Source organism: Vogesella indigofera (genome assembly GCF_003633895.1).
Classification (GTDB): Bacteria; Pseudomonadota; Gammaproteobacteria; order Burkholderiales; family Chromobacteriaceae; genus Vogesella; species Vogesella indigofera.
On the sequence record NZ_RBID01000015.1, the window covers coordinates 69,709 to 96,087 of the forward strand.

The following is a 26,379-nucleotide window of genomic DNA, read 5'->3' on the forward strand; positions in this document are numbered from 1 at the left end:
ATTTATGCAAAAGAAACTGTCAAACGCTCGTATGATCGCCGCAGTTCACTGCAGCTGGACGATGTTTTGACAGTTTCGTAGCGCAAGGCGCGCGACAGGCGATCACCTGTCGCGCACGTCACCTTAGAAGCGCAGCAGTACCGCGCCCCAGGCAAAGCCGCCACCGATGCCTTCAAGCAGCACAGTCTGGCCGCGCTGGATGCGACCATCGCGCACCGCGCAGTCAAACGCCAGCGGAATGGAGGCAGCTGAGGTATTGCCCTGCTCCGGCAAGGTGACGATCACCTTGTCCATCGAGAGCTTCAGATGCTTGGCGGTGGATTCGATGATGCGCAGGTTGGCCTGATGCGGCACCAGCCAGTCGACATCGGCTTGCGCCACGCCGGCTTCGTCCAGCGTTTTTTCCGCGATATCGGACAGTGCCTTGACCGCGAACTTGAACACGGCCGGGCCGTCCATGTGCAGGTAAGGCATGCCCTGAATCTTGCCGCCGGCGATCTGCGCCGGGGTATTCAGGATGCTCTGGTAGCGGCCGTCGGCGGCCAGCTTGGCGTGCAGCAGGCCCGGTTCGTCCGACGCTTCCAGCACCATGGCGCCAGCGCCATCGCCAAACAGCACGCAGGTACGGCGGTCGTCCCAGTCCAGAATGCGGCTCATCAGTTCGGCACCGACCACCAGCACCTTCTTGGCCATGCCGGCCTTGATATAGTTGTTGGCGGTCACCAGCGCATACATGAAGCCGGCGCACACGGCCTGCACGTCAAACGCAGGAATGCCCGGCACGCCGAGCTTTTCCTGCAGGATGCAGGCGGTACTGGGGAACACCATGTCCGGCGTGGTGGTGGCGACGATGATCAGGTCCAGCTCGCTGGCCTCGATACCGGCGCTTTCAATAGCCTTGAGCGACGCCAGATAGGCCAGGTCACTGGTCTTCTGGTCATCGGCGGCGATGTGGCGCGCACGAATGCCAGTGCGAGAGACAATCCACTCGTCACTGGTTTCGACACGTTCAGCCAGCATCGCATTCGTCATCAGTAGTTCCGGCAGGTAGCTGCCGGTACCGAGAATGCGGGAATAGGTCATGCGCTGTCTTTAGCTTCTGACTCGGATTGCTTGATATTTTGTAATTGAACGGCAACCCGGTCTGCAATGTGACCAATCACGTTGGCGCGAACTTCCTCGCAAGCCTGCTCCAGCGCGATACGAAATCCCAGCGCGTCAGTTCCACCGTGGCTTTTCACCACGATTCCCCGCAGCCCCAGAAAACTGGCGCCATTGTAACGACGGGGATCCACACGAGCCTTGAACAGCTTGAGCACCGGCATTGCGGCCAGGGCGCACAGCTTGGTCCACCACGTGCGAGCAAACTCTTCGCGCAGGAACGTAGAAATCATGTGCGCCAACCCCTCGGAGGCTTTCAGCGCAACATTACCGGTAAATCCGTCGCAGACTACCACATCTACCGTCGATTTGAAGATGTCGTTGCCCTCAACGTTACCGTAGAAATTCAGGCCGGATTCGCGCAGCAGCTCTGCCGCACGCTTGATCGACTCGGTGCCCTTGATGTCCTCGGAACCGATATTCAACAAGCCAACGCTTGGATTCGTCCGTTGCTCAAGACTGGCCACCAGTTCGGAACCCATGATGCCGAACTGCAACAACTGCTCCGGCGAGCAATCGATGTTGGCACCCAGATCCAGCACGCAGGTATTGCCCTTGATGCCGGGCATCATCTTGGCGATGGCGGGGCGGTCAATACCGGGAATGGTTTTCAGGACGAATTTGGCCGTCGCCATCAGCGCGCCGGTGTTCCCTGCGGAAACCGCTGCCTGCGCCAGGCCTTCTTTGACCAAATTGATCGACACCCGCATCGACGAGTCTTTCTTGTTCTTCAGTGCCAGCTGCGGCGACTCGTCCATCCCCACCACTTCGGAGGCATGACGAACCGTGATACGCGCGCGCACGGAATCCGGCAGTGCCATCAGCTCGGCTTCGATTGCCGCCTGATCGCCCACCAGTACAAGATTGACATCGGGAGTGTCGCTAAGGAACTGGACAGATGCAGGGACAGTGACCTTGAGGCCAACGTCACCGCCCATTGCATCGACCGCTACGGTGATAGTCATCAACGTGACACGGTAGTTAACCTACCTGTTGTTATGAAGGTAAGGATAATAGTAAGGAACGATTACTCGCCCTTGGCCTTCACAACCTGACGACCACGGTAGAAGCCGTTCGGGCTGATGTGGTGACGCAGGTGGGTTTCACCGGTAGTCGGCTCTTTAGCGAGCGACGGAGCGGTCAGAAAATCGTGTGCGCGGTGCATGCCACGCTTGGACGGGGACTTTTTGTTCTGTTGAACAGCCATGGTCGACTCCTAAGGATTCAAGTTAAACGTTCAGGACTTGGATTGCTTCAACACCGCCAATACCGCAAACGGATTAGGCTTGTCAGCCTTGGCGCGCTTCAGTTCTTCCGTGTCGCAGTCGTCGTGCATCAACGACAGCGGCAAGCCCATGATAATTTCGTCTTCGATCAGTGCGATAACGTCGAAAGTTTCTTCCGCCAGAATGGCGTCCAGTTCGTCATCGGCCTCTACCGCTGCTTCCAGCTTGTCCTCGCGGGAGAACAGGGTAATCACACCCCCTGCTTCCAGTTCGAACGGCATCGGCGTCAGGCAACGCTGACATTCAACGCTGAGCGTGGCAGACAGACGGTAACGCAGCGAGGGTCGCAGCAGACGGTCCTGAAAACCTTCCACCTCGAATTTCACCACGCCAGCATCGGATGCCAGCAGCTCATGTACGCGCTCGGCGAGCGTCGCAACCGGCCGTTCGTTTTGCAACGAAGCGCCATCGCGGGCAAACGCGAGCGGATCAATCAAAATCGGGTTAGACATAAACCCGGCATGATATTATCAGCGCCATCACTTTGTCAAAACAAACCAGCATACTGACTGCGGCAGCGGCGGCAACAAGCCATTGATGCAACAGGCAGCCTGCGCCCTCTTTACCACGGATGACCGACATGCAGATCGTGCTTGCCTCTACCTCTCCTTACCGCCGCGAAATCGTGGAACGCCTCGGCCTGCCGGTCACCGCCGTGGCGCCGGTGTGCGACGAAACCCCGCTGGCGGGCGAAACCGCGCTCGACACCGCCGTGCGCCTGGCACGCAGCAAGGCGATGTCGCTGGCCGAGCGCTTCCCGGAGGCGCTGATCATCGGCGGCGACCAGGTGGCACTGCTCGACGGCCAGCAGATCGGCAAGCCCGGCAGCTTCGAAAACGGCGTGGAAATGCTGAAGTGGATGAGTGGCCGTACCGTGGTGTTCCACTCGGCGCTGGCGCTTTATAACAGCAAGAGCGGCCACATCCAGGAAGACGTGGGCATCACAAAAGTCACCCTGCGCCAGCTGACCGAACAGCAGATCCGCAACTACCTGACGCGCGAGCCGGACGCCCTCCACTGCGCCGGCAGCGCCAAGAGCGAAACCCTGGGTGGCGCGCTGCTGCAAAAAGTGGAAGCCGACGACCCCAACGCGCTGATCGGCGTGCCGCTGTTCGCACTGGTGAGCATGTTGCAGAACGAAGGCGTGGAGATCCTGTGATGGCCGGCACCCTGTACCTGATCCCCACCCCACTGGGCGAAGGCGACACCCCGTGGCTGCCGGAAGGCGAGCGCGCCCGCGTCACCCACATCAGCCATTTTGTGGTGGAGGCGGAAAAAACCGCGCGTAAACACCTGAAGCAGCTGGGCGTGAGCACGCCGATCCGCGAGCTGGTGATGAACACGCTGAACGAGCACACCAAGCCGGCCGAAGTCGCCGCGCTGCTGGCACCGCTGGCCGCCGGGCTGGATGTGGGCTTGGTGTCGGAAGCCGGCTGCCCGGCAGTGGCCGACCCCGGCGCGCAGCTGGTGGCGCTGGCGCACGAGAAAGGCTACCGCGTCGAGCCGCTGATCGGGCCGTCGTCGATCCTGCTGGCGATGATGGCCAGCGGCGCCAACGGCCAGTGCTTTGCCTTCCACGGCTACCTGCCGGTGGACGCCGCCGAGCGCGGCAAGGCGATCAAGGCGCTGGAAGCGCGCTCGCGGCAGAACAACGAAACCCAGCTGTTCATCGAGACCCCGTACCGCAACAACGCGCTGCTGCAACAACTGCGCGACACGCTGGCACCGGCCACCCGCCTGTGCGTAGCCGCCGACCTCACCGCACCGACGCAGACCATCGTCAGCCGGCTGGTAAAGGACTGGCCGAAGGAGGCGCCTGACTTTCACAAACGGCCGGCGATCTTCGTGATCCACGCTGCCTGATGACAAAAGGTTGGCCGCAACACTTGCGGCCAACCTTTGTTCAGACGCGACAACAAGTAGCACCAGCGCCCCTTAGTCGGGCCCGCCGCCGTGCCGTTGCAGTTCCCGACACACCGCCTCGGCCAGCGCCTCCAGATCAAACACCCCGCACAAGGCAGCCCGCTCCAGCGCCCCGACTGCGGCGGAACTGCCCGGATAGTCGTCACTCTCGCCCTGGCGCCGCAATTCGTGCTGCAGCGCCGCCAGCACCACCGCTTGCAAGCTGCCTTCCGTCATCGCACCCCTATTGTCCGACACCCGCCACGCCGCCAGCGCTAAATGACTGACGTCCCCAGCGCCGCTGCCAGCGCCTGCTGCTGCGCCGCCGTCAGCCGTACTGCGGCCAACCTCGCGGTGGCCACACCCAGCGCGCAGTACAGCGCGTCATCTTGCGTGGACAGCACTGCGCGATGCTTGGCCACGGTGCCGGCGTCGCCACGTGCGATCGGTCCGGTCAGCGCCGCCGCCGACCCCAACGCCAGGGTATTTTCCAGCGTTTGTCGCATCAGCCCGCCCAGCACCGCAGCAGCCACCTCGTCCGTCATGCCGGCCTGCGCCGCCACCCGCGCCGCCAGATCGTGCAGAGTCACCAGATAATTAGAGGCAATCGACAGCGCGGCGTGGTAGGCCGCCTTGCCGCCGGGCGCCAGCACGAAGGGCACGCCGCCGATGTCTGCGGCAAAGCTTTGCAACAACGGCAGGGCCGCCGCGTCGCCCTCCAGCGCGCAGCGGGTGCCGGCAAAACCGGCCACCGCACGCGCCGGATCGGCAAAGGAAAACGCCGGATGCAGGCTGGCGCAGTGCACGCCCTGCGCCGCCAGCGGCGCTAGCAAGGCCGCTTCGCCAACACCGCTGGCGTGACACACCACGCTGCCGGCGGCAATCACCCGCGCCGCCGCCAGATCGGCCGCCACGCCGGCAATCTCGCCGTCCGGCACCGCCAGCAGGGTGATGTCGACCGCCGGCAGGGCCGCCAGCGTCGTCAGCGCCACGCCGGCACCGACAAAGTCACGCGCCGACAGCGCCGACGCCTGACTGCGGCACAGCAGCGCGCCGATGCGGTAGCGCCCGCTGTCGTGCGCCAGCCGCGCCACGCTCTTGCCCAGACGCCCGCCGCCGACAATATTGAGAGAAGTCATCTCGCCACTTTCTTGACACCCGCCAGCGCTGCGGTGACGATGGCATCGAATTTCAAAGGACACCCGCTCATGCCATTTTTCCTGTTCGTTTCTGCATTCGTGGTGCTGCTTTTCTACGGCATCCTGCTCTACAACGGCCTGGTGCGCCTGAAGCACGAGGTCAGCAAGAGCTGGGCCAATATCGACGTGTTGCTGAAACAGCGCCACGACGAGATCCCCAAGCTGGTCGATGTCTGCCGCCACTACGGCCAGTTCGAGCAGGACACCCTGACCCAGGTAATGGAAGCGCGCGCCGCGATGTCGGAGGCCGCCCGCGCCGGTAACGTTGGCCGCATCGGTGAACTGGAAGGCCAGCTGCGCGGCCTGCTCGGCCAGATCTTCGCGGTGGCCGAAGCCTATCCGGAATTGAAGGCCGATGTGCAGTTCAGCCACCTGGCGCAGCGTATCAGCCAGCTGGAAGACGGCATTGCCGATCGCCGCGAACTCTACAACGAAGCGGTCAACAACAACAACGTGCGCATCGAGCAATTCCCCGACGTGTTCGTCGCCAACCTGTTCGGCTTCCGCACCGCACGCGCGCTGCGTTTTGCCGAAGCGGAAAAACGCGACGTCGACGTCAAGGCGCTGTTCGAACGCTGAGCCACACCACCATGATCCCGCTCGCGGCGCTGCAACAGCGCTACGCCTCGCTGCTGCCCTACCTGTTGCTACCCCTGCTGGCCTGGCAACTGGACGAACTGCCGCCGCGGCTACTGCCGGCAGCCGGCGCCCTGCTCGGCGTGGCGCTGTGGCTGCACTTCTACCGCCAGTACCGCCATGTGGCCGACACCCCGACCACCACCTCGCAGGCGGCGGCACAGGGCTATTGCGAATGCTTTGGCGAGGCCGCAGCGCTGGACGGCCCGCCGCTGGTGACCCCATTTGGTGGCATGCGTTGCGTGTGGTATCAGGCGGAGCGGCGTCCGAACGGTCGCCAGCAACGCCCGCAGCGCAGCGAACGCCTGTGCAGCGACGACTCGTTCCGGCTGCTGGATCGGCGCGGCGAGATCATCGTGCAACCGGCCGGCGCCAGCATCGAGGCCCGCCACCAGCGCAGCTGGCATGACGGCGACGACGTGCTGAGCGAGCGCTGGATCGCCATCGGCGACCCGCTGTACGCGCTGGGCGAGCTGCGCAGCCTCGGCGGCCAACCGGACCGGCAGGCCTTCCGCGACGACCTGCAGCTGACGCTGAACGAATGGAAACAGGACCCGGCGCAACTGCTGCGCCGCTTCGACCAGAACGGCGACGGCACACTCAGCAGCGAGGAGTGGGAGCACGCGCGCCAGACCGCCCACGGCGAGGTTGGCCGCAACCACCGCGCACTGGCCGCCATCCCGCTCAGCCATCACCTGCAACGCCCCGCCGACCGCCGCCCCTTCATCATCAGCTGGCGCTCGCCACAGGACACCGCCGGTGCACTGCGCCGGCTGGCGTGGAGCCACGCCGCCTGCGCGCTGCTGGCGACGCTGTGGCTGGCGCGCGGCGGCTAGCGACCAAGCCCCCCCTGGCCCGCCCGGGCGCCACTTTAGGTCGCCACTTTGGTCGCCACAAGGTCAGGCGAGACAAAAGGCAGAAGGCGCTTTCTTTCCGGAAAGCAGCGGCGACAGCGCTTGCCCGTAGCGGGCTTGATCTTCAAGATGATTTTTTGGAGAGGCATTACGCGCGCCGTGGCGCCTTCTACCCAGACACTGACCGACAGAGGAAAATCTCCATTGAATTCAGAAACTTGCAAACATAACGACGTGATTAGCCAGCAGACAAAGAAGGGCGTTTGACAGGCGATTATCGCGACGGCGGCCGCAGCCGCCTCGGAAAACAAAAAAGCCCTTGATTGCTCAAGGGCTTAGATGTTGGTCTGGCGGAGAGGGAGTCCGCCACATCAGTGTCTATTGGTTACTCATGACATCCAGTACAGCCTAGATTTTACAGACTTCTCTGCCTATTCTTCATCCAGTGAGGGCTAGTGAGCGCAGCAGAAATCCACATCCAAGGTATGGGCTGAAGTATGGGCTATTAGGGTATGGGCTGGCATGGCACCTGAGGAGAGCGGCATGGGGTCCCTGACGAGTAAAACAGTTGAGAAGCTGGCAAAGGCCGCTGTGGCCGGCCTGACCAATGCCGGCGACGGTCTGTATTTCAAGGTTGGCAAAACGGGTGGGACGAGTTGGATATTCCGCTTCAAGATTGCCGGCAAGAGTCGGGATATGGGACTGGGCCGCTACCCCGAGGTCGGCTTGGCCGAAGCCAGAGACAAGGCAACTGAGGCGCGCAAGCTGGCCAAGACTGGGACCGATCCCTTGGCTGTACGTGACGCTGAGCGGGAGGCGAGGATCGCCGCCCAGGAGGCCGAAGCCGCCCGTGCGGTGACTTTCAGGGAGATAGCCACCGCCTATATCGCCGCCCACCGGGCCGGCTGGAAAAATGCCAAGCACGCCCAGCAGTGGGAAAACACCCTTGCCACCTACGCTCATCCGACTATTGGTGCACTACCCGCACAAGATGTGACGACTGCGCATGTGCTGGAAATTCTGCAACCGATCTGGGCGACCAAACCCGAAACCGCCAGCCGCGTACGTAACCGCATTGAGCTGGTGTTGGATGCGGCCAAGGCCCGTAACCTGCGCCAAGGTGAGAACCCGGCGCGCTGGCGTGGTCACTTGGATAAGTTGCTGCCGAAGCGCTCACGGGTTCGTGCTGTAAAAAGCCATGCGGCCATGGCATGGGCAGAGCTGCCAGATTTCTTGGCCGAGCTGAGAAAACTGGAGGCCATCAGTGCCCGTGCGCTGGAGCTGACGATCCTCACTGCCTGCCGCACCTCTGAGGTCTTGGAAGCAACCTGGGCCGAGGTCGACCTGGCATCGCGAACCTGGACCATTCCCGCCACAAGGATGAAGGCAGGCAAGGCTCATCGCATACCCTTGTCCGATGCTGCGCTAACTCTGCTGGAACAATTGCCTCGACTCGAGGGCTCTTCTTACCTGTTTTCCGGGTTGAAGGCCGGCAAGCCGTTGTCCAACCAAGCCATGACTATGACCTTGCGACGCATGGGCAAAGGACATCTGACCGTTCATGGCTTTCGTTCGACCTTCCGTGACTGGGCGGCCGAATGTACCCCGTATCCGCGTGAGGTGTGTGAACTGGCCTTGGCCCACCGGATTGCTGATGGCGCGGAAGCTGCCTACTGGCGCAGCGACATCTTCGAGAAACGGCGTGCCCTGATGGCTGACTGGGCCCGATACTCCATGGAGGCATTGGACAAGCACTCCCAAAATGACGAGGCCTAAAAAAGGTAATTTCTTGTTTAATAATATATTTGGCATTAGTGCTATTTTTGCTAAATTTCTTTAGAAGGCGGGAATAAACGGGCTGGAAACCTGATTCATTTCATGATCAATCCCACTCAGAGAAGGGGCTGCCGATGGCGAAAAAGGTGCAATTCCGAATGCTAGGTCTGGGGACAGCATACTGTGCATTTCCTGATACGCTGTTGAGCGGGCAATTTGAGGATGATAGTCGATTCGATCAACCATTTAATGTTATTGGGGTGCGGATCTTTTCCGAAGGGGTCATTTTCGAATTGGCAGAAGATGATGGCACCCCCCTATGGCCTCTTCGAGTTCCTATCTTTCGCTTCCCTGCTTTTCTTAACGAGATGAGAAGACTGGGTCTCATCGAAAGTCTCGAGACACTCCACACGATTCCACATGCCGAAGCAATGAAGTTTATTCCGCGCTTTCAGAGCTGGCACACGATTGTTTTGGCTCAACAGTTTGAGCTGGAGATTAAGGCCGGTAACATGACCTTTGAAGACGCGCGCAAATTTCGCAAGGATGTATTTTTGGTTCCGTCCTTTCGAAGCTATTACGAAGAGTGTTTTTCATCCGGGAAGATGCCAAAGGGGAAGAAAGGAAAGCGCCGGATTCACAATCCCAACATAGAAAACCTATACGCCTTGGCCAACCGTATTCACAAAGAAGACCCTACGCTGTCATTCGAAACAGCCTGCTGGGATGCCGTCGAACAGCGCCCAGACCTTGTGCCTGACTCATGGAAAGTCGACCCAGGAGGTAACCTCAAGCGTGAAGCCTCCCGCTATTGGGATAAATCACCTTACAGTCAACTGACGTTTCGTCAAAATCGGGACAAATAACCCCGAATATCTGTCCCTGACATTCTCTTCTCTGCTGCGTAAATACTCTAGCCACATCCACTCGTTGCCACTGAGCACAAGGAGAAGGCTATGTTGAATGCAGCAGCACCACGTCGCATCATGCGCCTGCCTGAAGTCGAAGCCGTTACCGGCTTCGGCCGCGCATGGATTTACCACTTGATGAGCTTGGGCCAGTTCCCCAAGGCCCACCGCATTGGGGCTCGGGCAGTCGGCTGGGACAGCGAGGCCATCAAGGTCTGGGTCGAGGCTCGTCTGGAGGGCCAAGCATGAACGCCCATACCGATGCGGAAACTATCCGCGCACATATTGAGGCCTTCCTCAAGCGTCTGCTGCGCCTGCGAGAACTGTACGACCGGGTAGCGGATTCACGGGCGGTTGTCATCTTTGATAAGGACGCGGCTGGCATCCTGACAGGCTACATGGATGCCTTCACCCGCACTACGAATGACCTGACCACGATGGATGAGCAGCAACTGCCCGCTGCTCTTTCGGATCTGCACCGCCGCGCCGCAGAGGTAGAGAGACTGCTGAGTTCAGGCCGAGTCGAGATCATCGCAAGACGGTCGGAAGGTGACACCAGCAAGGGGAGCGGCGACATATGACTACCCGTGTTATCAAGTACACCTATTTTTCTGATGCTAGGGGGCGGGCGTTGCAAGAGCGGGAAACGACCTTTCCCGAGCTCTGCACCATGCTGGAAGAGATCCCCCCGTGCGACAAGAAAGCCGCTCCATTGATTAAATTGGCGACCTTTACCGGCCAGCCAAATGATAATGGCTGCCGGCGCTATGACGCAGCGATGACAGCAATTACGGGGGTCGAGGGCGACTATGACGAGGGTGACGTAACACCCGAAGACGCACACGAGCGTCTGGAGCGTTACAACCTGTCGGCCGTGATCGTCACCACGCACAGCCACACGCCTGATCGTCCGCGCTGGCGGGTGCTGGTGCCACTGGCGCGTGATCATCTGCCTCAAGACCGGGAACGACTGGCGGCGGGACTTAACGGGGCACTGGGGGGCATTCTGGCTAGGGAGTCCTTTACCATGAGCCAGTCGTTCTACATCGGGCGGCCTCCGAATGGTGAATACAAGGTGCTGCCCACGAGCGGGGCCGTCTACCTTGATGAATGGCCAGCGCTCGACGCAAGCGCGATCTACAAGAACGGGGCGGCCCCTGGCGCAGCGTCTGGCAGCTACGACATAGTCGCAGGCGAGGATGACGAAGACCCTGAGCTGCTGGAGATGGTGCCCGCGAAACCCGGCTCAATGGAGGAGCTGCTGGAGGCGCTACAACAAGGTGAAGACGTGCATGGCAGCTCATTGCGCCTTGTCGGGCAACTGGTTGGCCGTGGTGCTGATGATGACACTATCCGGCTGGTGTTCTCTGCCGTAGCGTACGACGTGGCCGAACATCGGGGGGAAGAGCGAGCGCGTGAGCTCTTGGGGGCGGAGCTGCAGCGGATGATTGATGGGGCACGAGCCAAGGGATATGGACAAATTGGGTCGGACGCATTCGCTTTCGTCCAGGCCACTGAAATGTCGGTACAGCCAGTCTCCTGGTTGGTTCATGCCTACCTTGAGGAAGACACGATGGCAGTCATGTATGGGGCTCCCGGCATGGGGAAATCATTCCTTGCTCTGGACATGTCATGCTGCGTCGCAACGGGCACCCCGTTTCATGGACAGGCCGTCAAGCAGGGTGCCGTATTCTATATCGCCGGGGAGGGGCACAACGGGATCGCTAGGCGCGTGAAAGCTTGGGCTCAATACCATGGATTCTCGGGTATGCCGGAACAGCTGTTCGTGTCCAAAGCCCCAGCCGACCTTGTAAATGGTCTCAATGCAGTGGGGGTGGCCAATGCCATTCGCAGGCTTGTCATTGCGACGGGGGTTATGCCGAGGGTGATCGTCATCGACACGATGGCCCGTAACTTCATCGGGGATGAAAACAGCGCGGCGGATGTGGGGCGATTTGTCAGCAATGTGGACATGTTGCGCCGGAAATGGCGTGCCACCGTAGTGATTGTCCACCACAGTGGCAAGGACAGCAGCAAAGGTGCGCGGGGGTCATCGGCGCTTAAAGGTGCAGTGGATGCCGAGTATGAGGTGAGTCGTCCAGGTGGAGGGGTCCAGCTGACCGCACACAAGATGAAAGATGCTGAAAACCCGCCTGATCTCTCATTTGAAATGATTGCTGTGCCCTTACAGGAAGATACCCACGCAGTCACCATCAGTGCAGTACTCAAGTTGACCGATCACTCGGCCCATATGAAACCCGAGGAGCCCGTGAGGCTGGGGAAGCACCAGGTAACCGTACTGGATATTCTCAAGCAGATGCTGGGCGATGATACAGAGTCTGTCTCAGTGGCTCATTGGCAGACGCAGTGTATCGAAGCCAGAGTCCCCCGCAACCGATTCTACGAGGTAAAAGACACCCTGGAGGGCCGAAAACTCATTCGAATCGATGGGGCGAATGTGTCGCTTGGGGAGGGGTGTCCGTCCGTCTCCCCTAGTGGTACCAAACCGGACGGACAAACCGGACATACATCGAGACAACAAAACCGGACGGACACAAAACGTCAATGCCGGCCGTCCGAGGTTGCCACCGACATTAGCGACTTGATCTGAGCTGCGCCTTGTTCGCCAAAACAGTGGTTCTAAAATAGCGAAAATCGGGATTCACCTTTCCGGCCTATCCGGTTTGTCCGTCCGGTTTGGTTTCTCTAGGAAGACCGGATGGACAGAAAAATTGACGGCGTTTATTAGCTATCTCGCCATTTTTCGAAAACCGCGCTCGGCGCCGCCCTCGGAGGCCGAGAAACCGGCGGAAGTACCTGTAGCGAGCTGGGCGGCCGGGAAACCATGAAACCCGATAAATCGGGACTCAATGAAACCGGATAAATCGGGATTCCCTGCAGGTGGGGCCGTGGTGCTGACGTGGAGGGGTTGTGGCCTGCCAATAGTTAAAGCCGGGCTTGCCCCGCTTAGTCTATCTGGATCGGCAGGTTATTCGTCGTCGTTTTTACGGGTCACCGGTAGTGCGGATTCAAACAGTCGGGCAAAGCCGACGAAGATAAGCGCGGCCAAGAATTCGCCGTGAAACAGTAGCCAGACGGCGATTACCAACAGGTACACCTGAGCCACGTTCACCGCGATTATGTCCTGCCGGATTTTTTTAGCATTTTTCATGACTTTGGAATCATCCTGTCTCGATTCCGACTTTGGCCGCCCAGAACGAGGTGGCAAGTACTTAATGCATGGTGACGACTCATTGGATTGTAGACTGCCAGTCTCTGATAACTAGAGTAAGTTCTGAATGATGCCTGAGTCGTAAGGTCCGATGGCTGTGGCCAACCGCAAACCCTAGCCAATCGAAGTCAGTAGCGATGAATGGGCCTTCGTCGCGACATACCGTGATAACGTTCCCGCTCGCCTTGGCAGCAAGGCCGCAACGAAAACGCCAACGGTCTGATTTAGGAGTATTTACCCAAAGGGACGGACTTGTCGGTGCATAGCCAAGAGGAGCTGGATGCCATGGCGCACCGGCTCAACATCTGGCCTCGTGCGTTACTGGGGTTCAAGATGCCGATCGCGGTATTTGACGAGCACTTGGATGCCGAGATTGAATCACGGCAAGCCGTTATGCACCTAGTTCTTGAGATCGCCAGTAATTCGGCCAGCTAAGCATTGCAACCTCCCCCCTGATGCACTCAGAGAGCCAGCCAATAGATTCGTCGCTCCGTTTTTTTAGGCCACATTCCCATATTTCAAATACCCGCCATCCTGCATTGAGCAGCAGCATCCGCGCATGAGCATCACGCTGCTTATTGGTAGTAAATTTCTCTATCCAAAATTCTGTCCGCGTCTTAGGCGTTGTCGCATATCGACAGCCTTCATGGTGATGCCAAAAACAGCCGTGCACAAAAATGCACAGCTTGTATTTACGCAAGACAATATCAGGCTTACCGGGCAGGTCGGCCACATGCAACCGGAACCGAAAGCCTTGGGCATGCAGATACCTGCGCACAACAATCTCCGGCTTGGTATTCTTCCCTCTGATACCCGACATCATGCGGGATCTTGTCTTCCGATCAACAACATCCATTGACTTGCTTCCTGCTCGCCTTGCTTCCTGGTATCCTGGTAGTCTGATTGAACACACAGATACTCACAATGAGCACCAATACCCCCCCAATTCCTGTTGTTGATCTTTTTGCTGGGCCAGGCGGTTTGGGTGAAGGCTTTTCATCGCTGCAAAATGGTAGGGGCTTTCAGATCGCCGTTTCGGCCGAAAAGGACCCCATAGCGCATCAGACGCTACGCCTTCGAGCTTTCTATCGACTATTGCACAGTAGAAGGCCGGAAAAGCTTACAGACTACTACCGCTTCTGCAATGGCGAGTCCGAGAAGCCTTTTAGCTGTGACACCATCGATCTTTGGAACCAAGCTGGAGAAGAGGCATTATGCATCGAAATCGGAAGCACCAAAGGAAATGCTGCTCTTGACGCAGCCATCCAGCACGCGCTTGGAAAGACTCCAGCCCATCAACCTTGGGTGTTGATCGGCGGCCCTCCCTGTCAAGCATACTCACTGGTTGGCCGCGCCCGAAACATGGGGAAAGTTGATTACAAACCTGAGGAGGACAACCGTCACTTCCTCTATCGTGAGTATCTGAGGATTATCCAGAACTATCAGCCCCACATATTCGTAATGGAGAATGTCAAGGGAATTCTGTCATCTAGGATCAATGGTGAACAAATCTTCCACCAGATATTGCGCGATCTTGCCAACCCAGATGCAGCCCTCAAAACTGGACGGCAGGGTCAATGCTATCGGATAGTCTCCCTTGTACATGACATCACTTTCCGAGATGGTGACGACCCGGCCCAACTTGATGCCGCAAAATACATCATTCGGGCAGAAGAGCATGGCATTCCTCAGGCACGTCATCGAGTCATTCTGCTGGGCATTCGAGAGGATCACTATCATAAAGATCTACAGAAGCTTGATAGCACCCTTCCAGTGGGGGTCAAAGAAGTAATTGATAACCTGCCGCCACTAAGAAGTCAGTTAAGCAAGCAGAAGGACTCTGCTGAGTTGTGGGTATCGTATGTGCGCCAGCAGCTTGGACAACTGGCCGTGGCCGCAGCAAGACAATCGGAACAAGCAACAGCTTTGGTTACTAGTTTAAGAAAGACTGTCGACCAAGTTGGCAACTTCATTGATACGGGAGGCACAAGGCTCCCCAAAAAGGCTGAGACTGGAAACACCGGTCATGCGCATCTCGACACATGGCTCCTTGACCCAAGACTGAAAGTCTGGCTCAACCATGAAACTCGCGGGCATCGCATTGATGACTTGGCTCGTTACGGCTATGCAGCCAACTTTGCATTGGTTAACAAGCGATCCCCCAAGGGGCATCAGGAGTTTGATTTACCAGGCCTTGCACCTGCTCATAAAAACTGGGAAACGGGCAAATTTTCAGATCGATTCAGGGTGCAAACTGCTGATGGGCCGTCAACAACCATCACCAGCCACATTTCCAAGGATGGACATTATTTCATCCATTACGATCCGGCCCAGTGTAGAAGCCTGACAGTAAGAGAGGCTGCACGCCTACAAACATTCCCGGACAACTATTTCTTCCAAGGGGGGCGTACCCAGCAGTATCACCAAGTAGGGAATGCCGTTCCTCCACTTCTAGCACATCAGATTGCTAAAATCGTGGCCGATATATTGGCATAGTTTAGTGTTCCAGCACACTTGGGCAAGACATAGAGTTGCTGATTTTTTCCGTTGATCGGTTGCCCGTTACTGAAGCCTTAATCACCCAACAATGTAGCCTATAAGGCTGGCTGGTGGCTACCAGCCAGCCTTACAGGCCATCAATGCAAAGTATCAAGACCGACTCAAGCACACTCGACTCTCCTAACATTCCCTTCTAACTTAAGATAGGCACCCTAATCAGCCCCAACAATCCCATCGACATTTCAATCAGCGTTGAATCCCTCTTCAATTAGCCGAGCTCGCAACTCAATCAGCTTTCTGGACTGTTTTTCGTTAGGCACTCCCTTGATGGCCGTACTAATCAACTTGTTATCCGTCTCACCAAGCAGGAGGTTCTTCTTGCCCCATATTTGTATTTTGTTCCAATAGGCTGACCCAAGGTTAACCACCGTAATCTGTGCATCAATCCCGCCATCCATTTTCTGAATATCTCGGGCTTCACGTGCCTGTTTATTGACCTGAATAGTATCAGCAAGCTCATTGAAAAATTCTTGGTAAAAAGGAAGCTTTTCTTCCTTTACCTGTTGCCAGCATGCTTCTTTCTTGCACCACTCGGATATGTTGCGGGCTTGGTTTTCAGATCTGCAAATAATCTCGTTTATGCGCCCAGCGATTCTGGTGATTTGCAGCTCCAGTGCTGGGGTAATGTCCTGCCGATTCCATATGACCTTGAAGTCTAGGGTTTTCCAGCTGGTTTGAGATTTGATCATCTCAGCCAGTTTGGCAATCGAGTAGGTCACGATCTGGGCGCGATAATCCTTGTACCATTCCTGCTGCGAAACAATTCGCTCCGTCTTGCGGAATAGAATGGCTTTTGCAATGGCATTGCGATAATAATCTTCGTTGTAGCTATCTGCATCATGTTGCCATTGCTCACTGATCCGCTTAGCGTACTCGATAAAATTCTTCTGCGCTCCCAGACTGACTTTGTGAGGCAGTTGTTCCCAACTGTTTTCGTATTTGGCCAGATCGGTCTTGCTGAACATCCTTTCTCGCGGATTCTGGCTGACAAATGCTTTCTTCTGCGCCACCGTGAGCCGGGATTGTTCGTTGAGATACTGGCCCCTTGCACGCTCGTAGAACCAGTGTGTTCCATGCTGTTCACCTTGGGAGGGTGGAGTCCACAGCCTGCGCGACAGGTTCTCGATCCGCACGTGGAAGGGGTGATTGGAGAAGAAGTCTGCATCACTGACCTTGTTCTGACTGTTGGCATATTGTGCAATCCGCGGAACAATGTTTTGCGACTGATCCGGCTCGATAACGGTAAGCTTCATCTGGACATGAGTTTGAGCAAGATTCGCCCCAGATCTTTTTGCTGTCGACAGTGATGCGGTGGTCTGGCCTCCATTCACGATTTGCAGGTAGCGAGCGGCAACCAGATGCATGCCGTTCGCTCCGATCCTTACTTCTGCTCCCGTAGTGGTGGCCGAGATGCCGTTATTAAAGGCAAAGAACATTTCCGGCTCGTTTTTGATCGTTGTCTGGATACCCTTGTTCACCTTTCCCCGGGTACTCAGGAAGGACCGTACATTACCTTCCAGTAGGCGACTACCGAAACGATCATAGATTCCAGCCAAGACATCCCCTGGTATTACGCACAGGTAAGACTGGCAGTTGTCTGCCATCTGGCTGGCAGCTAAGCAGGGAATGCCATCCGGCAGGTATTCGGTGAAGTCGACTTCCAGCTCGTCCTGCCCGGAAAGAGACTCATTGACCCGCTGGAAACGCGCGATGTCCCAGAGGTGGAATTCGACAGGAATGTTGCCGCAATTTTCTTCCGGCCAATCTTTCTTTCTCAGCCGGATTTCAGCATCGGTTACCAGATAGAGCCGGAAGCGGCTGATATGTTCCGCCTTGTGGTAAATGTCGCTGGCAAGCGCACAAGCTGGATGACTTTCTTCCATGGTGGAGTGGAGGACACCAGCCAGCGCCTGTTCAACAAAGTTGCGCAGAGACTTGAAACTTTGCTCTACATCCTTTTTGTTCAGTGTAGGCGTCAGGGGGGCACCATCTCCATGGTATTCCGCAACCAGCAAGCGATACGAACCATCAACCTCATCCAGCGCATAGCCATCGATACGCATGCGTTTTCTGCCAGTCGGATTCGGATCCTCAAAGTAGCACTGGACAAAATCACTGATCTCCTCGGCATCTTCCAACTGTCTGGCTGCTTCAGTAACAAAGGCTGACTGTTCGAAGTCACTGTTGGCAACAGCATTGGCCTTGACCATTTCCAGCATGTCCCTGCGGAAATCATCCAGACGGGAATCTTCCAAGGCACCAAGTAGACTGTTTTTGAACTCTTCCTGATTCATTGTGTTCACCACTGAGCAGCTTATTGTTTCAGGTACGGTTTGCACCCGGCGAGGTCGAGGTCGTAAGTAACCTGGCTGATGAAGCTTGGCAGTCCAGATGGTGCAAGTGCAGGAAATCCGTCGCCTGCAACATAGGCTTCGCAGGCTGTCACGCGGTAATACCGGCTGTCATACTCCGGGCGCCGGATATAACCGTATGCAGCCAGCCGCTGCAAGAAAAGATCCTGGGCTTCTAGGTCGCCGGCAAGGCTTTCATAAAGCCGGTCTGCCAGCCGGTTCAGCGTAAAACCATCCGGAGAGGATGACTGCAGGTCGGCTAGGCTCACGACAACCAGCTCGATGGGTCTGGCTTTGCTATCCAGCTGGTGCTCGGAGGAAATGCGAACCGTGGTACTCCCTGGGCGAATGGTCTTGATTTCCCATGCCTTGTCGCACATCTGGAAATCTTGGTGGGCCCGCTCCGGGCCAACCCAGCCGGTAACCGATGCCAAGCCACCAAAGACCGGCAATAGTTGCTGTTCGAGAAATAGCAGCTCGCCACACAGGCCACGAATCCGGTTTTCATCCATCAGGCCGTTATGCCCACTGGCCATCAGGCGTTGCCAGTTGGCAAAGCGCTTCATGAGTACGGCAACTGGCCGTGCCGGATCGACAACCCTACGGCCGGCCTCTACTAGATCCTGGCATAGCCAAGTGAACAGCTGGGTTAGCTCCGGGGAGGTAAGCCGGAACAGCAGAGACCAGCGACCATCTGGCCGCTGGAAGGTCTGTATCCGGATTGCCCGGTACTCTTTGGGTGCAGGCGGGGTATCCGTGGTGAGTAGCAGCAGGGACCGCCCACCCCGGGCGTCGCGTCCGATATAGAAATCTAGGGGATGGTCTGGGTCTAACAGCTGGAAAACATCATCTTTGTTTGCCGGCTGCAATTCATTCCAGCGCTGATCAAGCGTCATTCATGACATCCTCTTCGTCGTCACCTTCTTCTTCCAGCCGGATCTCATAGTTGTTATGCCATTCAACCATGTTAACCCGGTAACGAATCCGCTCACCGTTGTCGGAGTCATTGAAACGGGGAAAGCTCAGGCCAAGCGCAAGCAGCGGATGGCCTGCGGTGTCCAGTGACGTTCCTTCTTTGTCGGCACCATTCCGGACAAAGCCATCTAGGAAGTGGAGTGCTAGCAGTGGACGAATGCGAGCCCCACGGTAGGTAGCATCAGAAACACTGCTCTCTTCATTCTTCGGGTCGGCATAAAAGCGTGCTTCTGCCTGTCTGATTTGCTCCTCGGTCAGGCCGTATTTTTCAACACCGCGCGAACCCACACGCATTTTCTTCTCGTTCACCAGAATGGAGCGGGTTGACGGATCCAGCGCTACGGCACGCTTCTGGGGAGAAATTTCCAACCCGTCAGCAAGTCTCAATGGCTGCTGCCCATTACCCTGGGGAATGACAACATCCCAAGTGGCAAGACAATCATGACCGGCTTCGGCAACAAACCCTGCGATGTCCTCTGCATTGAAGGAAACCAGCATGGGGTGAACGCTATAGCTTTTCAGTAGGTCTACGATTTCACTTTTCGGTACGGCAAGCCACAAGGGGTTACGAGAATCAGGGCAGTATTTCTCAGCATGATTCTTTTGCAGGGCGTCGATCAGCCGCAACCCGGCTTGGGCATTGATGGCAATGGTCGGGGGATCGGACTTAAGACGATAGGTTTCCATGGCTTCGTTGCTGATGGAAATGACTTTCTCGATCTCTTCCGAATGCCTCATCTTGTTGCGTGCCGTAATCAGCAAGGGCAGCGCTTCGGGACTGGACCTTACCTTGAGACCAAAATCGATAGGCTTGAGCCCGGCCAGCTGCATGCGCCGGATTTCCCTTCGCAGTTCTTCGGTTGCATCAGCAATGTGACCATACCAGTTGCTGGTTTCATCACTCATCCAGATCCGGCAAATATCGGCATAGCCATCTCGGTAGCCAAACCAGCGTCCCATTTGTAGGAGGGCATCGTACATCTTGGTAGTGCGGTAGAAATAGCTGACACACAGCCCTTCCAGGGTCAGCCCCCGGGACAGGCTGTTCCCGCCCACGGCAATTACCCGCAGTCCGTTTTCCTTGTAAGCCTGATAGTCGAGGCTGGCGGCCCCTGACTTCTGGTTGACGGCCCTTACCTCTACCGGCATTACGGCCGCACTCAGACACGCAGCTACATCAGTCCATCTGATACCAATATGGCCATATTCGTCATTGAAGAGGTCGTGCAGCGTTGCCATGGTCGGGTTGCGCAATGACTCGGCAAGGGACAACCGAGAATAACTGCGGACATCCTCCCTCACTGTCCTCACGTATTCGTCCAGCAACTGTCTAACTTGGTCTTGCACCAGCGTGAAGTGACTGACGTTCACCAGCATGGAACGGTGTCGCGGGCAGCCCTTGCGCAGATCCATCGTCGCATTGGCCAGCAGGAAGCAGTTAACAGCACGAGTCAGGGATTCGGGTAACTCGCTGACGGGATGGCCAGCCTTGTGACCTGCCGGAAAAATGATTTCAGCATCAAAAATCGGACGCAACGGACTGCTGGCCTCATCTTCAGCAGAGAAAATCTTTTGTGCGCCGATATAGTTGCTTGGCGCATCCAGTGCGTAAATGAAATCCTTGGGGAAGAGATCATCGCCAAGCATCTCGTCTTCGGTTTCCGGGTGAATGAACACGTTGGCAAACGGGGTTGCCGTAAAACCGACATAGCTGGAGCGCGGGAATACCTTCAGCAATTCCCGGATGGCGTGATTGATAGCTGTGGCTTTTTCCGGATTGGTATTGACCGAGGCGTTATCGGCCTCGTCATCAATCACCAGTAACGGACTGTCAATGCTGCCCGACTGGTCAGCATTGTAATCCTTCAGCCAGCGGGTAAGGTTCTCAAGGATTTTCTTGTTCTTCTTCACGACAAGAAGAACGGGCTCATTGAAAGCATTCAGTCGGAAGCCAAGATGATTGATGGTATCGGCTCTGAAGTCGACCAGCGTCGAGGTGAACACACCGGCAGAGCGGGCACCATTCAATACACCAACGCCGACATCCCGACGCTTTCTCTGACGGGTAATCACGCCGGAGCTGTCAAGACCGACAAAACCGCTGTCAAGTCGCTCCTGTGTCTGGCGGCGCAGGCTTTCCAGCGTGCCCGTCAGTAAAATCACTAGCTTGTAACCGGCATCTGCTGCCTTGCAGATCAGCCCGGTATAGTTGGATGTCTTGCCGGACTGGACGTCTCCCATGACCAGCCCGCGCCGTGGCCAGCCTGCTTCACTGGCCGGATTGCCCAAAACATCCAGGATTTCATCAGTCACCTTGTCAAGGCTGCCCAGCACCCCTGCCGGCCAGCCCTGTTGCTTCAGATAAAGGAAATAGCGGCGGGCATAAAAGGGGTCAATTTCTGCACGGCGGGAAGACACCCACGGTGCGTGATCCTCGCGAACCACATTCCCCAACCCCATGCTGATGCGGAGGCTGGTATGCAACCGCCGGATTACGGCTGCAAATTCTTCATCATCCACCGCATACGGAGGTATTGCCCGCAACTGTCTGGCCAGCGATGCCACTTGTTCCTCGGTAGGAATACTGTCCAGGGTAAGGGTTGTCATTACAGCGGCCTCTAGCCGTTTGGCATTATCAGACAGCATTTTCCAATTCCTTGACGATTCTTGCAGTGAGCTCCGGAGCGTGGCTAAACGGCTCCAGCTGGGGCAGGGTTTGCAAAGCCGCATGTCTGCCATTCGGCATGGCAGCTGCCATGGCCTCTATGATTTGCAGGGCCATTTCTTTCAGTGCGTGGAAATCAAAGCTTTCCCGCTCCTGCCTCAGGTCTGAGGCCATATCGGCATACAGGCTGTCACAAGGGAAACCCTGCTCAAGCATGCCCAGCACACCATCCAGCAGTCGAGCCTGCTCATTATCCAGCGAATCATGCAGCGCCCGGAGCAAGGGGTGCTCCTTATTGATCCGGTAAGAAAATGAAGCCCCGCGCCCTTCAACCCTGTCCCAAGCATGGGTAATTCCAGTTTCACGGGTTTTTCTGCCACGATAGGTATAGGTACTGCGACTTCTCTCAGCGATGCGATCAACAATCGATTTGAGTCTTGTCCGGATGACTTCGGGCGGGTGTGCGGTGGACTTCTTGATATCTAGCGTCCACAAATGATCCAGTGAATTGGGGAGATCAACCCGAATCCGGGCCAGCTTGGAGAGTTCTTCCTGCCTCCGCAGACGGAACCATGTCCCCCAGATGATGAGTCGGCGGTTACGGTATACATAAAAGCCCTGATACTTGCGGAGGCTTTCTTCGCCACCGGCGAGCTTCAGCACCTCCGGTGCCAGTTTGCTGGAATGCGGCAGAATGTAAGGGCGTACTGTAATAAGGCTATTCTCAATTGGAAACTGGCTCTCAGGCATTATCTGAGTTGCACGGTTTGATATGAGAAATGGATCTATCGGTTCAACAGCATCCCCATTGATGCTGATCTCAACGCGAGGCAAGTTCGGCTCGCCAGTGAGAAAACGATGAAAAACAAGCGCAAGGTGCTGGCGAACCTGTTCGATCTTGTATCGGAAGGCAGTTTCAGCAGAGCTTTCTCCTGCGATCAGCCGGTCCAGTGACTGCAACAACACGATAGTACCGTGACCGTACTGCGTCAGCTCTGCAACGTGGGGGAGTGCGAGTATTTCCTCTTTACTGTCTGGTACCAGCAAAATCCAATCATTGCGCAATGCAACGTGATCCAAGTCCCAGCAGCGACACGAAAGAACACCATCCTTGAAGCTGATAACAGTCAACTTCTTACACTGCGAAAGAGAGGCCGTTTTGAGGCCAAGGCCAAAACGACCAAGATCGCCCTCCTTGCGCTCATTATTTGGGCTCTTGCTGCCATGCCGCATTGCATCCGTGAGTTCATCTGGCAACATTCCATCTCCATTATCGATAATGGCTAGATAGGGCTCGTCATAGGGGCGGAACTCGATACGCACGGAAGTTGCGTTGGCTGAAATACTGTTATCGATCAGGTCTGCGATTGCGGACTCTAGGGAGTACCCTACCGATCGCATGGACTCGATCAGAGAGGAGGCGTAGGGCCTTGCTTCTAACTCACTCATTATTTTTGCACAATGTTGGCTTGATGACTGTCCAATACTTCCATATCTATCCGATCATGCAGCAGCATCATGATAGGGTTGAGCGTGTGAAGTACAGGTTTATTTACAAGTATTTTCTTTGGTGAAATACATATATTTATGCAAAATATATATATAAATGCATGGTACATTAGACTATTTAATGCAATCAACCAAATTCATGACGTCTTTGACGGACTCTGAGTCGCCTCGGCTTCACTGAAGCTCCCCGGGTTTCGCGGAGGCTCCCTCACTTGAGAGAATGGGGCCATGAGCAAATCCACCAAGTTTCCCCAGAAGTCCGCGAGCGCGCCGTACGCATGGTCTTTGACGCCAAGGATCAGTATGAATCCCAGTGGGCCGCAATCGTTTCGATCGCCGCCAAGATCGGCTGCACCGCCGAAACACTGTGCCGTTGGATTCGCCTACAAGAGCGCAATACCTGCCTGCGTGGCGGGCTGACTGATACGGAGGCCGCGCGCGTCAAAGAAATCGAGCGCGAGGTGCGCGAGCTGAAGAAGGCCAATGAGATCCTTCGGCTGGACAGCGCGTTTTTCGCGCAGGCGGAGCTCGACCGCCGCTTCACGTTGTGAGAACTTTCATCGACACGCACCGTGACCGTCTTGGGGTCGAGCCAATCTGCCGGGTCTTGCAGGGCGCCCCGTCCGCCTATCGCCGCTACGTCGCCCGGCAGCGCGATCCCGCCCTCGTGCCCAGCGTGACGACAGATTGAAGGCTGAGATCGAGCGCGTCTGGCAGGTCAACCAGCAGGTGTACTGCGCCGACAAGGTCTGGCGTCAGCTCCGGCGCGAGCAGATCGCGGTGGCGCGTTGCACCGTTGAGCGGCTCATGCGGCAGCTCGGCTTGCGCGGCGTTAGCCGCGGCAAGGCGGTTCGCACCACTCGCCCCGATCCGGCCGTAGCGTGTCCGCTCGACCGGGTGAATCGGCAGTTTGTCGCGGACCGGCCAAACCAACTATGGGTTTCGGACTTCACCTATGTGTCGACCTAGGGGGATTTCGTCTACGTCGCCTTCGTCGTTGACGCCTTCGCCCGCTTTATCGTTGGTTGGCGTGTCAGTCACAGTATGCACACCGAGTTTGTGCTCGATGCGCTGGAACAAGCGTTGTGGGCGCGGCAGCCGGGTCGCGACACTTTGATCCACCACAGCGATCGCGGCTCGCAATACGTTTCGATCCGCTACAGTGAACGGCTGGCCGAAGCGGGCATCGAACCCTCGGTTGGTAGCACTGGTGACAGCTACGACAACGCGCTGGCCGAGACGATCAATGGCTTGTACAAAGAGGAGTCTGGAGGCGGTGGAGCTGGCGACGCTGGAATGGGTGGCGTGGTTCAATCACCACCGCTTGCTGGCGCCGATTGGTTACATTCCACCGGCGGAGGCAGAAGCAAACTACTATCGCAGTCTGAGCGAGCAGGCCGTGCCGGCCTGACTCACACAAAACAGCCTCCGCGAAACCCGGGGCGCCTCAATTCGATTACATCAAAGCTTTTTACAATCGAACCCGCCGCCACAGCTACCTGGGCAGCATCAGCTTCGAGGCCTTTGAGCGGGTCTCGGTGTGATGCGGATTCCGGCGCAGCTGACCACTTGTGCCGGCGCACTCTTACCGTTTAGTGGATGCTGTGCTGGCGGTGACCGCTTCCGGTTGACTTGCTGTGTCGCACTTCGGCCTGAAGCAGCCTATTGTGGTGACGACAAGCGGACATTCAACACCGTCGCTAAGCCGACGCTGGAAGGTGGTTAAGATGCAGAGGCCTGTTAGACAATTACGTCTCCGCATGCCGCGTTGCCCAGACACTGGCGAGTTTGCTCACGTCCCACATGGGCGAGGTGCGATGAATGGTGCTGTGACAGTTGCTGCACAAGATTGCCAGATCAGCGATGGACGTTTGTTCAGAACCCGTGCGATCTCTGAGCGGCTTCGTATGATGTACTTCACAAAAGCCTTCGCCCGGTTCTCCATAGTGGCGAGCAAAGTCGAAGCCGCAAACTTCACACGCGATAGTGCCGCCCGCTCCGAGTACGGCTGCAATCTTCGCATTGCGCAGCCCTTTTTTACGCTCTCGGCGCATATGCCACCTGAGCTGTCGAGCGCCCTCATCAGCGCTTATGTCGTCCGCAAGCCGCGGCGGCAACAGGCCTGCGGAGTCTTCAGGAATCGCTTCCCAGTCAACAGTCGTAGTCCCCAGTAGCACCGTTTCACCTGATAAGATCGCCCGCGAAAAATGGTCAACCGCCTCTAGATCAACGACTCTTTGACTGAAATTGTCCGGATTCTTTGGGACGTACCAAATTCCTTTGACATGCCTCCAAGTCTTCTTGCTGACATTTCTTGTGTAGAAGGCACCCAGTGGATAAGCGCCGTCCTCGTCCCTGGTGCCGAAGACTCGTTCGATGGCGGCCGTCAATGTCAGAATGACGGTCTGATCTCTCCGGTGTTTCATGCTCGGTCTGTAAGTCACTACACTGGGATTTGTCATGTTCAACCTAATGTAGACGGCTCCAAGCCGCAGGCCATATCTGCCCTTGCGGTCTAAATTGGCACGAAGAGAACGAGAAAAAAGGCTTTCTGCCTAGATTTACGGCATGTGTACTTGTAGCTCGATCAGGTTCGTGAGCGAATTCGTTACAAACACTATAGCCTGCGTACCGAACAGACTCATGTGCAATGGGGGCGACTGTTTGTGAAGTGGCACGGTTTGCGGCATCCGCGAGACACGGGGAAAGAAGAGATCGAAAATTTTTAGCCATGCTGCCCAATGAGCTGTGGCTGCCATCGTCTTGAGTGACTGCTTTGCAGATTTTGTCAGAACAGCAGCTCAGGGGCGATTGCTGAAGCCACTTTCACGTCTAAGTATGTCTACTCCTTGCTGACCAGCTGGCATCAGCGCCCTGGTCAGGTACGGCAGGCACTGCGGTCAACGACCACCAGTGCCTGCACATGAGGCGGGAATTTGTCTACGGTACCCGGGACAGTCCACAATAGGCTCCCAGCTACTAACTCAGCCGGATCCTCGCTCTGGGTTGTCACCATGAGGGGGTAGCCTGAAGAGATGGCTTTGCTTGGCTGCAGCCAAGGTATGGGTCAAAGTATGGGCTGATGAGGGGAAAACAAAAAAGCCCTTGATTTCTCAAGGGCTTAGATGTTGGTCTGGCGGAGAGGGAGGGATTCGAACCCTCGGTACGCTCGCACGTACGCCTGATTTCGAGTCAGGTACATTCGACCACTCTGCCACCTCTCCGACTCAGGCTGCGCATTGTAGACTTCGATTTTTGATTGGTCAAGCGTATTTCATGAATATTTGGTGCGGGGCGGTGGCTGCGGCATACTGACTGCCGATGGCACGCCATGCTGCGTGCTAATGACGCTAACAAAGGGATTGC

At 56.8% G+C, this 26,379-nt stretch carries 23 protein-coding genes, 1 tRNA gene, 3 pseudogenes and 1 other annotated feature; of the genes and pseudogenes, 13 read left to right on the forward strand and 14 right to left on the reverse strand.

The window, feature by feature from the left end:
- Positions 1 to 123 precede the first annotated feature (123 nt).
- From C8E02_RS10335 to C8E02_RS10350, 4 genes are all read right to left on the reverse strand, one after another.
- Positions 124 to 1,083: a beta-ketoacyl-ACP synthase III gene (locus C8E02_RS10335; protein WP_120810712.1), complete on the reverse strand. Its 960-nt coding sequence runs from the start codon at positions 1,081 to 1,083 to the stop codon at positions 124 to 126.
- The gene (plsX, locus tag C8E02_RS10340) at positions 1,080 to 2,126 is read right to left on the reverse strand and encodes a phosphate acyltransferase PlsX (RefSeq protein ID WP_120810713.1); all 1,047 of its coding nucleotides are present in this window, start codon (positions 2,124 to 2,126) and stop codon (positions 1,080 to 1,082) included. The genes C8E02_RS10335 and plsX overlap by 4 nt, the downstream gene beginning before the upstream one ends.
- 62 nt (positions 2,127 to 2,188) lie before the next feature.
- Positions 2,189 to 2,368: a 50S ribosomal protein L32 gene (rpmF, locus tag C8E02_RS10345; protein WP_017509929.1), complete on the reverse strand. Its 180-nt coding sequence runs from the start codon at positions 2,366 to 2,368 to the stop codon at positions 2,189 to 2,191.
- A 30-nt stretch (positions 2,369 to 2,398) separates the two neighbouring features.
- Positions 2,399 to 2,899, reverse strand: a complete 501-nt coding sequence (locus tag C8E02_RS10350) for a YceD family protein (RefSeq protein ID WP_120810714.1) — start codon at positions 2,897 to 2,899, stop codon at positions 2,399 to 2,401.
- A gap of 128 nt (positions 2,900 to 3,027) precedes the next feature.
- Here C8E02_RS10350 and C8E02_RS10355 point away from each other — a divergent pair, with 128 nt between their 5' ends.
- Together C8E02_RS10355 and C8E02_RS10360 are read left to right on the forward strand one after the other, a co-directional pair.
- Positions 3,028 to 3,606 carry a Maf family protein gene (locus C8E02_RS10355; RefSeq protein ID WP_120810925.1) on the forward strand — a complete coding sequence of 193 codons (579 nt, stop codon included), beginning with the start codon at positions 3,028 to 3,030 and terminating at the stop codon, positions 3,604 to 3,606.
- Positions 3,606 to 4,310, forward strand: a complete 705-nt coding sequence (locus C8E02_RS10360) for an SAM-dependent methyltransferase (RefSeq protein ID WP_120810715.1) — start codon at positions 3,606 to 3,608, stop codon at positions 4,308 to 4,310. The genes C8E02_RS10355 and C8E02_RS10360 overlap by 1 nt, the downstream gene beginning before the upstream one ends.
- A gap of 72 nt (positions 4,311 to 4,382) precedes the next feature.
- Here C8E02_RS10360 and C8E02_RS10365 read toward each other — a convergent pair whose 3' ends face one another.
- Positions 4,383 to 4,586, reverse strand: coding sequence for a hypothetical protein (locus C8E02_RS10365; protein ID WP_120810716.1), 204 nt, complete (start codon positions 4,584 to 4,586; stop codon positions 4,383 to 4,385).
- A gap of 38 nt (positions 4,587 to 4,624) precedes the next feature.
- On the reverse strand, positions 4,625 to 5,488 hold the full coding sequence (locus C8E02_RS10370) for a Rossmann-like and DUF2520 domain-containing protein (RefSeq protein ID WP_120810717.1): 864 nt from the start codon (positions 5,486 to 5,488) through the stop codon (positions 4,625 to 4,627).
- A 69-nt stretch (positions 5,489 to 5,557) separates the two neighbouring features.
- Between C8E02_RS10370 and C8E02_RS10375 the strand changes: the two genes are divergently transcribed.
- The 7 genes from C8E02_RS10375 to C8E02_RS10405 all read left to right on the forward strand — a co-directional run bounded on the left by C8E02_RS10375 (position 5,558) and on the right by C8E02_RS10405 (position 12,333).
- Positions 5,558 to 6,127, forward strand: a complete 570-nt coding sequence (locus C8E02_RS10375) for a LemA family protein (protein WP_047965585.1) — start codon at positions 5,558 to 5,560, stop codon at positions 6,125 to 6,127.
- Positions 6,128 to 6,138: 11 nt separating this feature from the next.
- Positions 6,139 to 7,020 carry a hypothetical protein gene (locus tag C8E02_RS10380; protein WP_120810718.1) on the forward strand — a complete coding sequence of 294 codons (882 nt, stop codon included), beginning with the start codon at positions 6,139 to 6,141 and terminating at the stop codon, positions 7,018 to 7,020.
- A 561-nt stretch (positions 7,021 to 7,581) separates the two neighbouring features.
- A complete protein-coding gene (locus tag C8E02_RS10385) occupies positions 7,582 to 8,814 on the forward strand; it encodes a tyrosine-type recombinase/integrase (RefSeq protein ID WP_120810926.1) in 1,233 nt (410 codons plus the stop codon).
- A 134-nt stretch (positions 8,815 to 8,948) separates the two neighbouring features.
- Complete coding sequence (locus C8E02_RS10390) at positions 8,949 to 9,680, forward strand: hypothetical protein (RefSeq protein WP_120810719.1); 732 nt, start codon at positions 8,949 to 8,951, stop codon at positions 9,678 to 9,680.
- A 90-nt stretch (positions 9,681 to 9,770) separates the two neighbouring features.
- On the forward strand, positions 9,771 to 9,971 hold the full coding sequence (locus C8E02_RS10395) for a helix-turn-helix transcriptional regulator (RefSeq protein ID WP_120810720.1): 201 nt from the start codon (positions 9,771 to 9,773) through the stop codon (positions 9,969 to 9,971).
- On the forward strand, positions 9,968 to 10,303 hold the full coding sequence (locus C8E02_RS10400; protein WP_120810721.1) for a hypothetical protein: 336 nt from the start codon (positions 9,968 to 9,970) through the stop codon (positions 10,301 to 10,303). The genes C8E02_RS10395 and C8E02_RS10400 overlap by 4 nt, the downstream gene beginning before the upstream one ends.
- Entirely contained in the window at positions 10,300 to 12,333 is a 2,034-nt protein-coding gene (locus C8E02_RS10405; protein ID WP_120810722.1) for an AAA family ATPase, read from the forward strand. Before C8E02_RS10400 ends, C8E02_RS10405 begins: the two co-directional genes overlap by 4 nt.
- 378 nt (positions 12,334 to 12,711) lie before the next feature.
- Here C8E02_RS10405 and C8E02_RS10410 read toward each other — a convergent pair whose 3' ends face one another.
- Complete coding sequence (locus C8E02_RS10410) at positions 12,712 to 12,894, reverse strand: hypothetical protein (protein ID WP_120810723.1); 183 nt, start codon at positions 12,892 to 12,894, stop codon at positions 12,712 to 12,714.
- 240 nt (positions 12,895 to 13,134) lie between these two features.
- On the opposite strand from C8E02_RS10410, the pseudogene C8E02_RS17645 reads away from it, so the two are divergent.
- Positions 13,135 to 13,389: pseudogene (locus tag C8E02_RS17645) on the forward strand (transposase); the annotation flags it as partial.
- Here the strand turns inward: C8E02_RS17645 and C8E02_RS10420 are convergent.
- A complete protein-coding gene (locus C8E02_RS10420) occupies positions 13,346 to 13,810 on the reverse strand; it encodes a very short patch repair endonuclease (protein WP_120810724.1) in 465 nt (154 codons plus the stop codon). The pseudogene C8E02_RS17645 and the gene C8E02_RS10420 overlap by 44 nt on opposite strands.
- 68 nt (positions 13,811 to 13,878) lie before the next feature.
- Here C8E02_RS10420 and C8E02_RS10425 point away from each other — a divergent pair, with 68 nt between their 5' ends.
- Positions 13,879 to 15,450, forward strand: coding sequence for a DNA cytosine methyltransferase (locus C8E02_RS10425; RefSeq protein WP_120810725.1), 1,572 nt, complete (start codon positions 13,879 to 13,881; stop codon positions 15,448 to 15,450).
- A 245-nt stretch (positions 15,451 to 15,695) separates the two neighbouring features.
- Here the strand turns inward: C8E02_RS10425 and C8E02_RS10430 are convergent, their stop codons facing one another.
- Genes C8E02_RS10430 through C8E02_RS10445 form a run of 4 tightly spaced genes read right to left on the reverse strand, consistent with a single transcriptional unit; the run spans position 15,696 to position 22,953 of the window.
- Positions 15,696 to 17,807, reverse strand: coding sequence for an AIPR family protein (locus tag C8E02_RS10430; RefSeq protein ID WP_120810726.1), 2,112 nt, complete (start codon positions 17,805 to 17,807; stop codon positions 15,696 to 15,698).
- Positions 17,808 to 17,827: 20 nt separating this feature from the next.
- Positions 17,828 to 18,760: a PD-(D/E)XK motif protein gene (locus C8E02_RS10435; RefSeq protein WP_120810727.1), complete on the reverse strand. Its 933-nt coding sequence runs from the start codon at positions 18,758 to 18,760 to the stop codon at positions 17,828 to 17,830.
- On the reverse strand, positions 18,750 to 21,485 hold the full coding sequence (locus C8E02_RS10440; RefSeq protein ID WP_170152138.1) for a Z1 domain-containing protein: 2,736 nt from the start codon (positions 21,483 to 21,485) through the stop codon (positions 18,750 to 18,752). The genes C8E02_RS10435 and C8E02_RS10440 overlap by 11 nt, the downstream gene beginning before the upstream one ends.
- Positions 21,475 to 22,953 carry an ATP-binding protein gene (locus C8E02_RS10445; protein ID WP_120810729.1) on the reverse strand — a complete coding sequence of 493 codons (1,479 nt, stop codon included), beginning with the start codon at positions 22,951 to 22,953 and terminating at the stop codon, positions 21,475 to 21,477. Before C8E02_RS10445 ends, C8E02_RS10440 begins: the two co-directional genes overlap by 11 nt.
- A 338-nt stretch (positions 22,954 to 23,291) precedes the next feature.
- On the opposite strand from C8E02_RS10445, the pseudogene C8E02_RS10450 reads away from it, so the two are divergent.
- Positions 23,292 to 24,424: pseudogene (locus C8E02_RS10450) on the forward strand (IS3 family transposase).
- Positions 23,519 to 23,635: a sequence feature (AL1L pseudoknot), on the forward strand. Its footprint overlaps the pseudogene before it by 117 nt.
- A gap of 337 nt (positions 24,425 to 24,761) precedes the next feature.
- Here C8E02_RS10450 and C8E02_RS10455 read toward each other — a convergent pair.
- Positions 24,762 to 25,439, reverse strand: coding sequence for an HNH endonuclease (locus C8E02_RS10455; RefSeq protein WP_170152139.1), 678 nt, complete (start codon positions 25,437 to 25,439; stop codon positions 24,762 to 24,764).
- 168 nt (positions 25,440 to 25,607) lie between these two features.
- Here C8E02_RS10455 and C8E02_RS17830 point away from each other — a divergent pair.
- Positions 25,608 to 25,742, forward strand: a pseudogene (locus C8E02_RS17830) (phage integrase N-terminal SAM-like domain-containing protein); the annotation flags it as partial.
- Positions 25,743 to 26,147: 405 nt separating this feature from the next.
- On the opposite strand, the gene C8E02_RS10465 reads toward C8E02_RS17830, so the two are convergent.
- Positions 26,148 to 26,237 (reverse strand) — tRNA-Ser (locus tag C8E02_RS10465).
- Between the last annotated feature and the right edge of the window lie 142 nt (positions 26,238 to 26,379).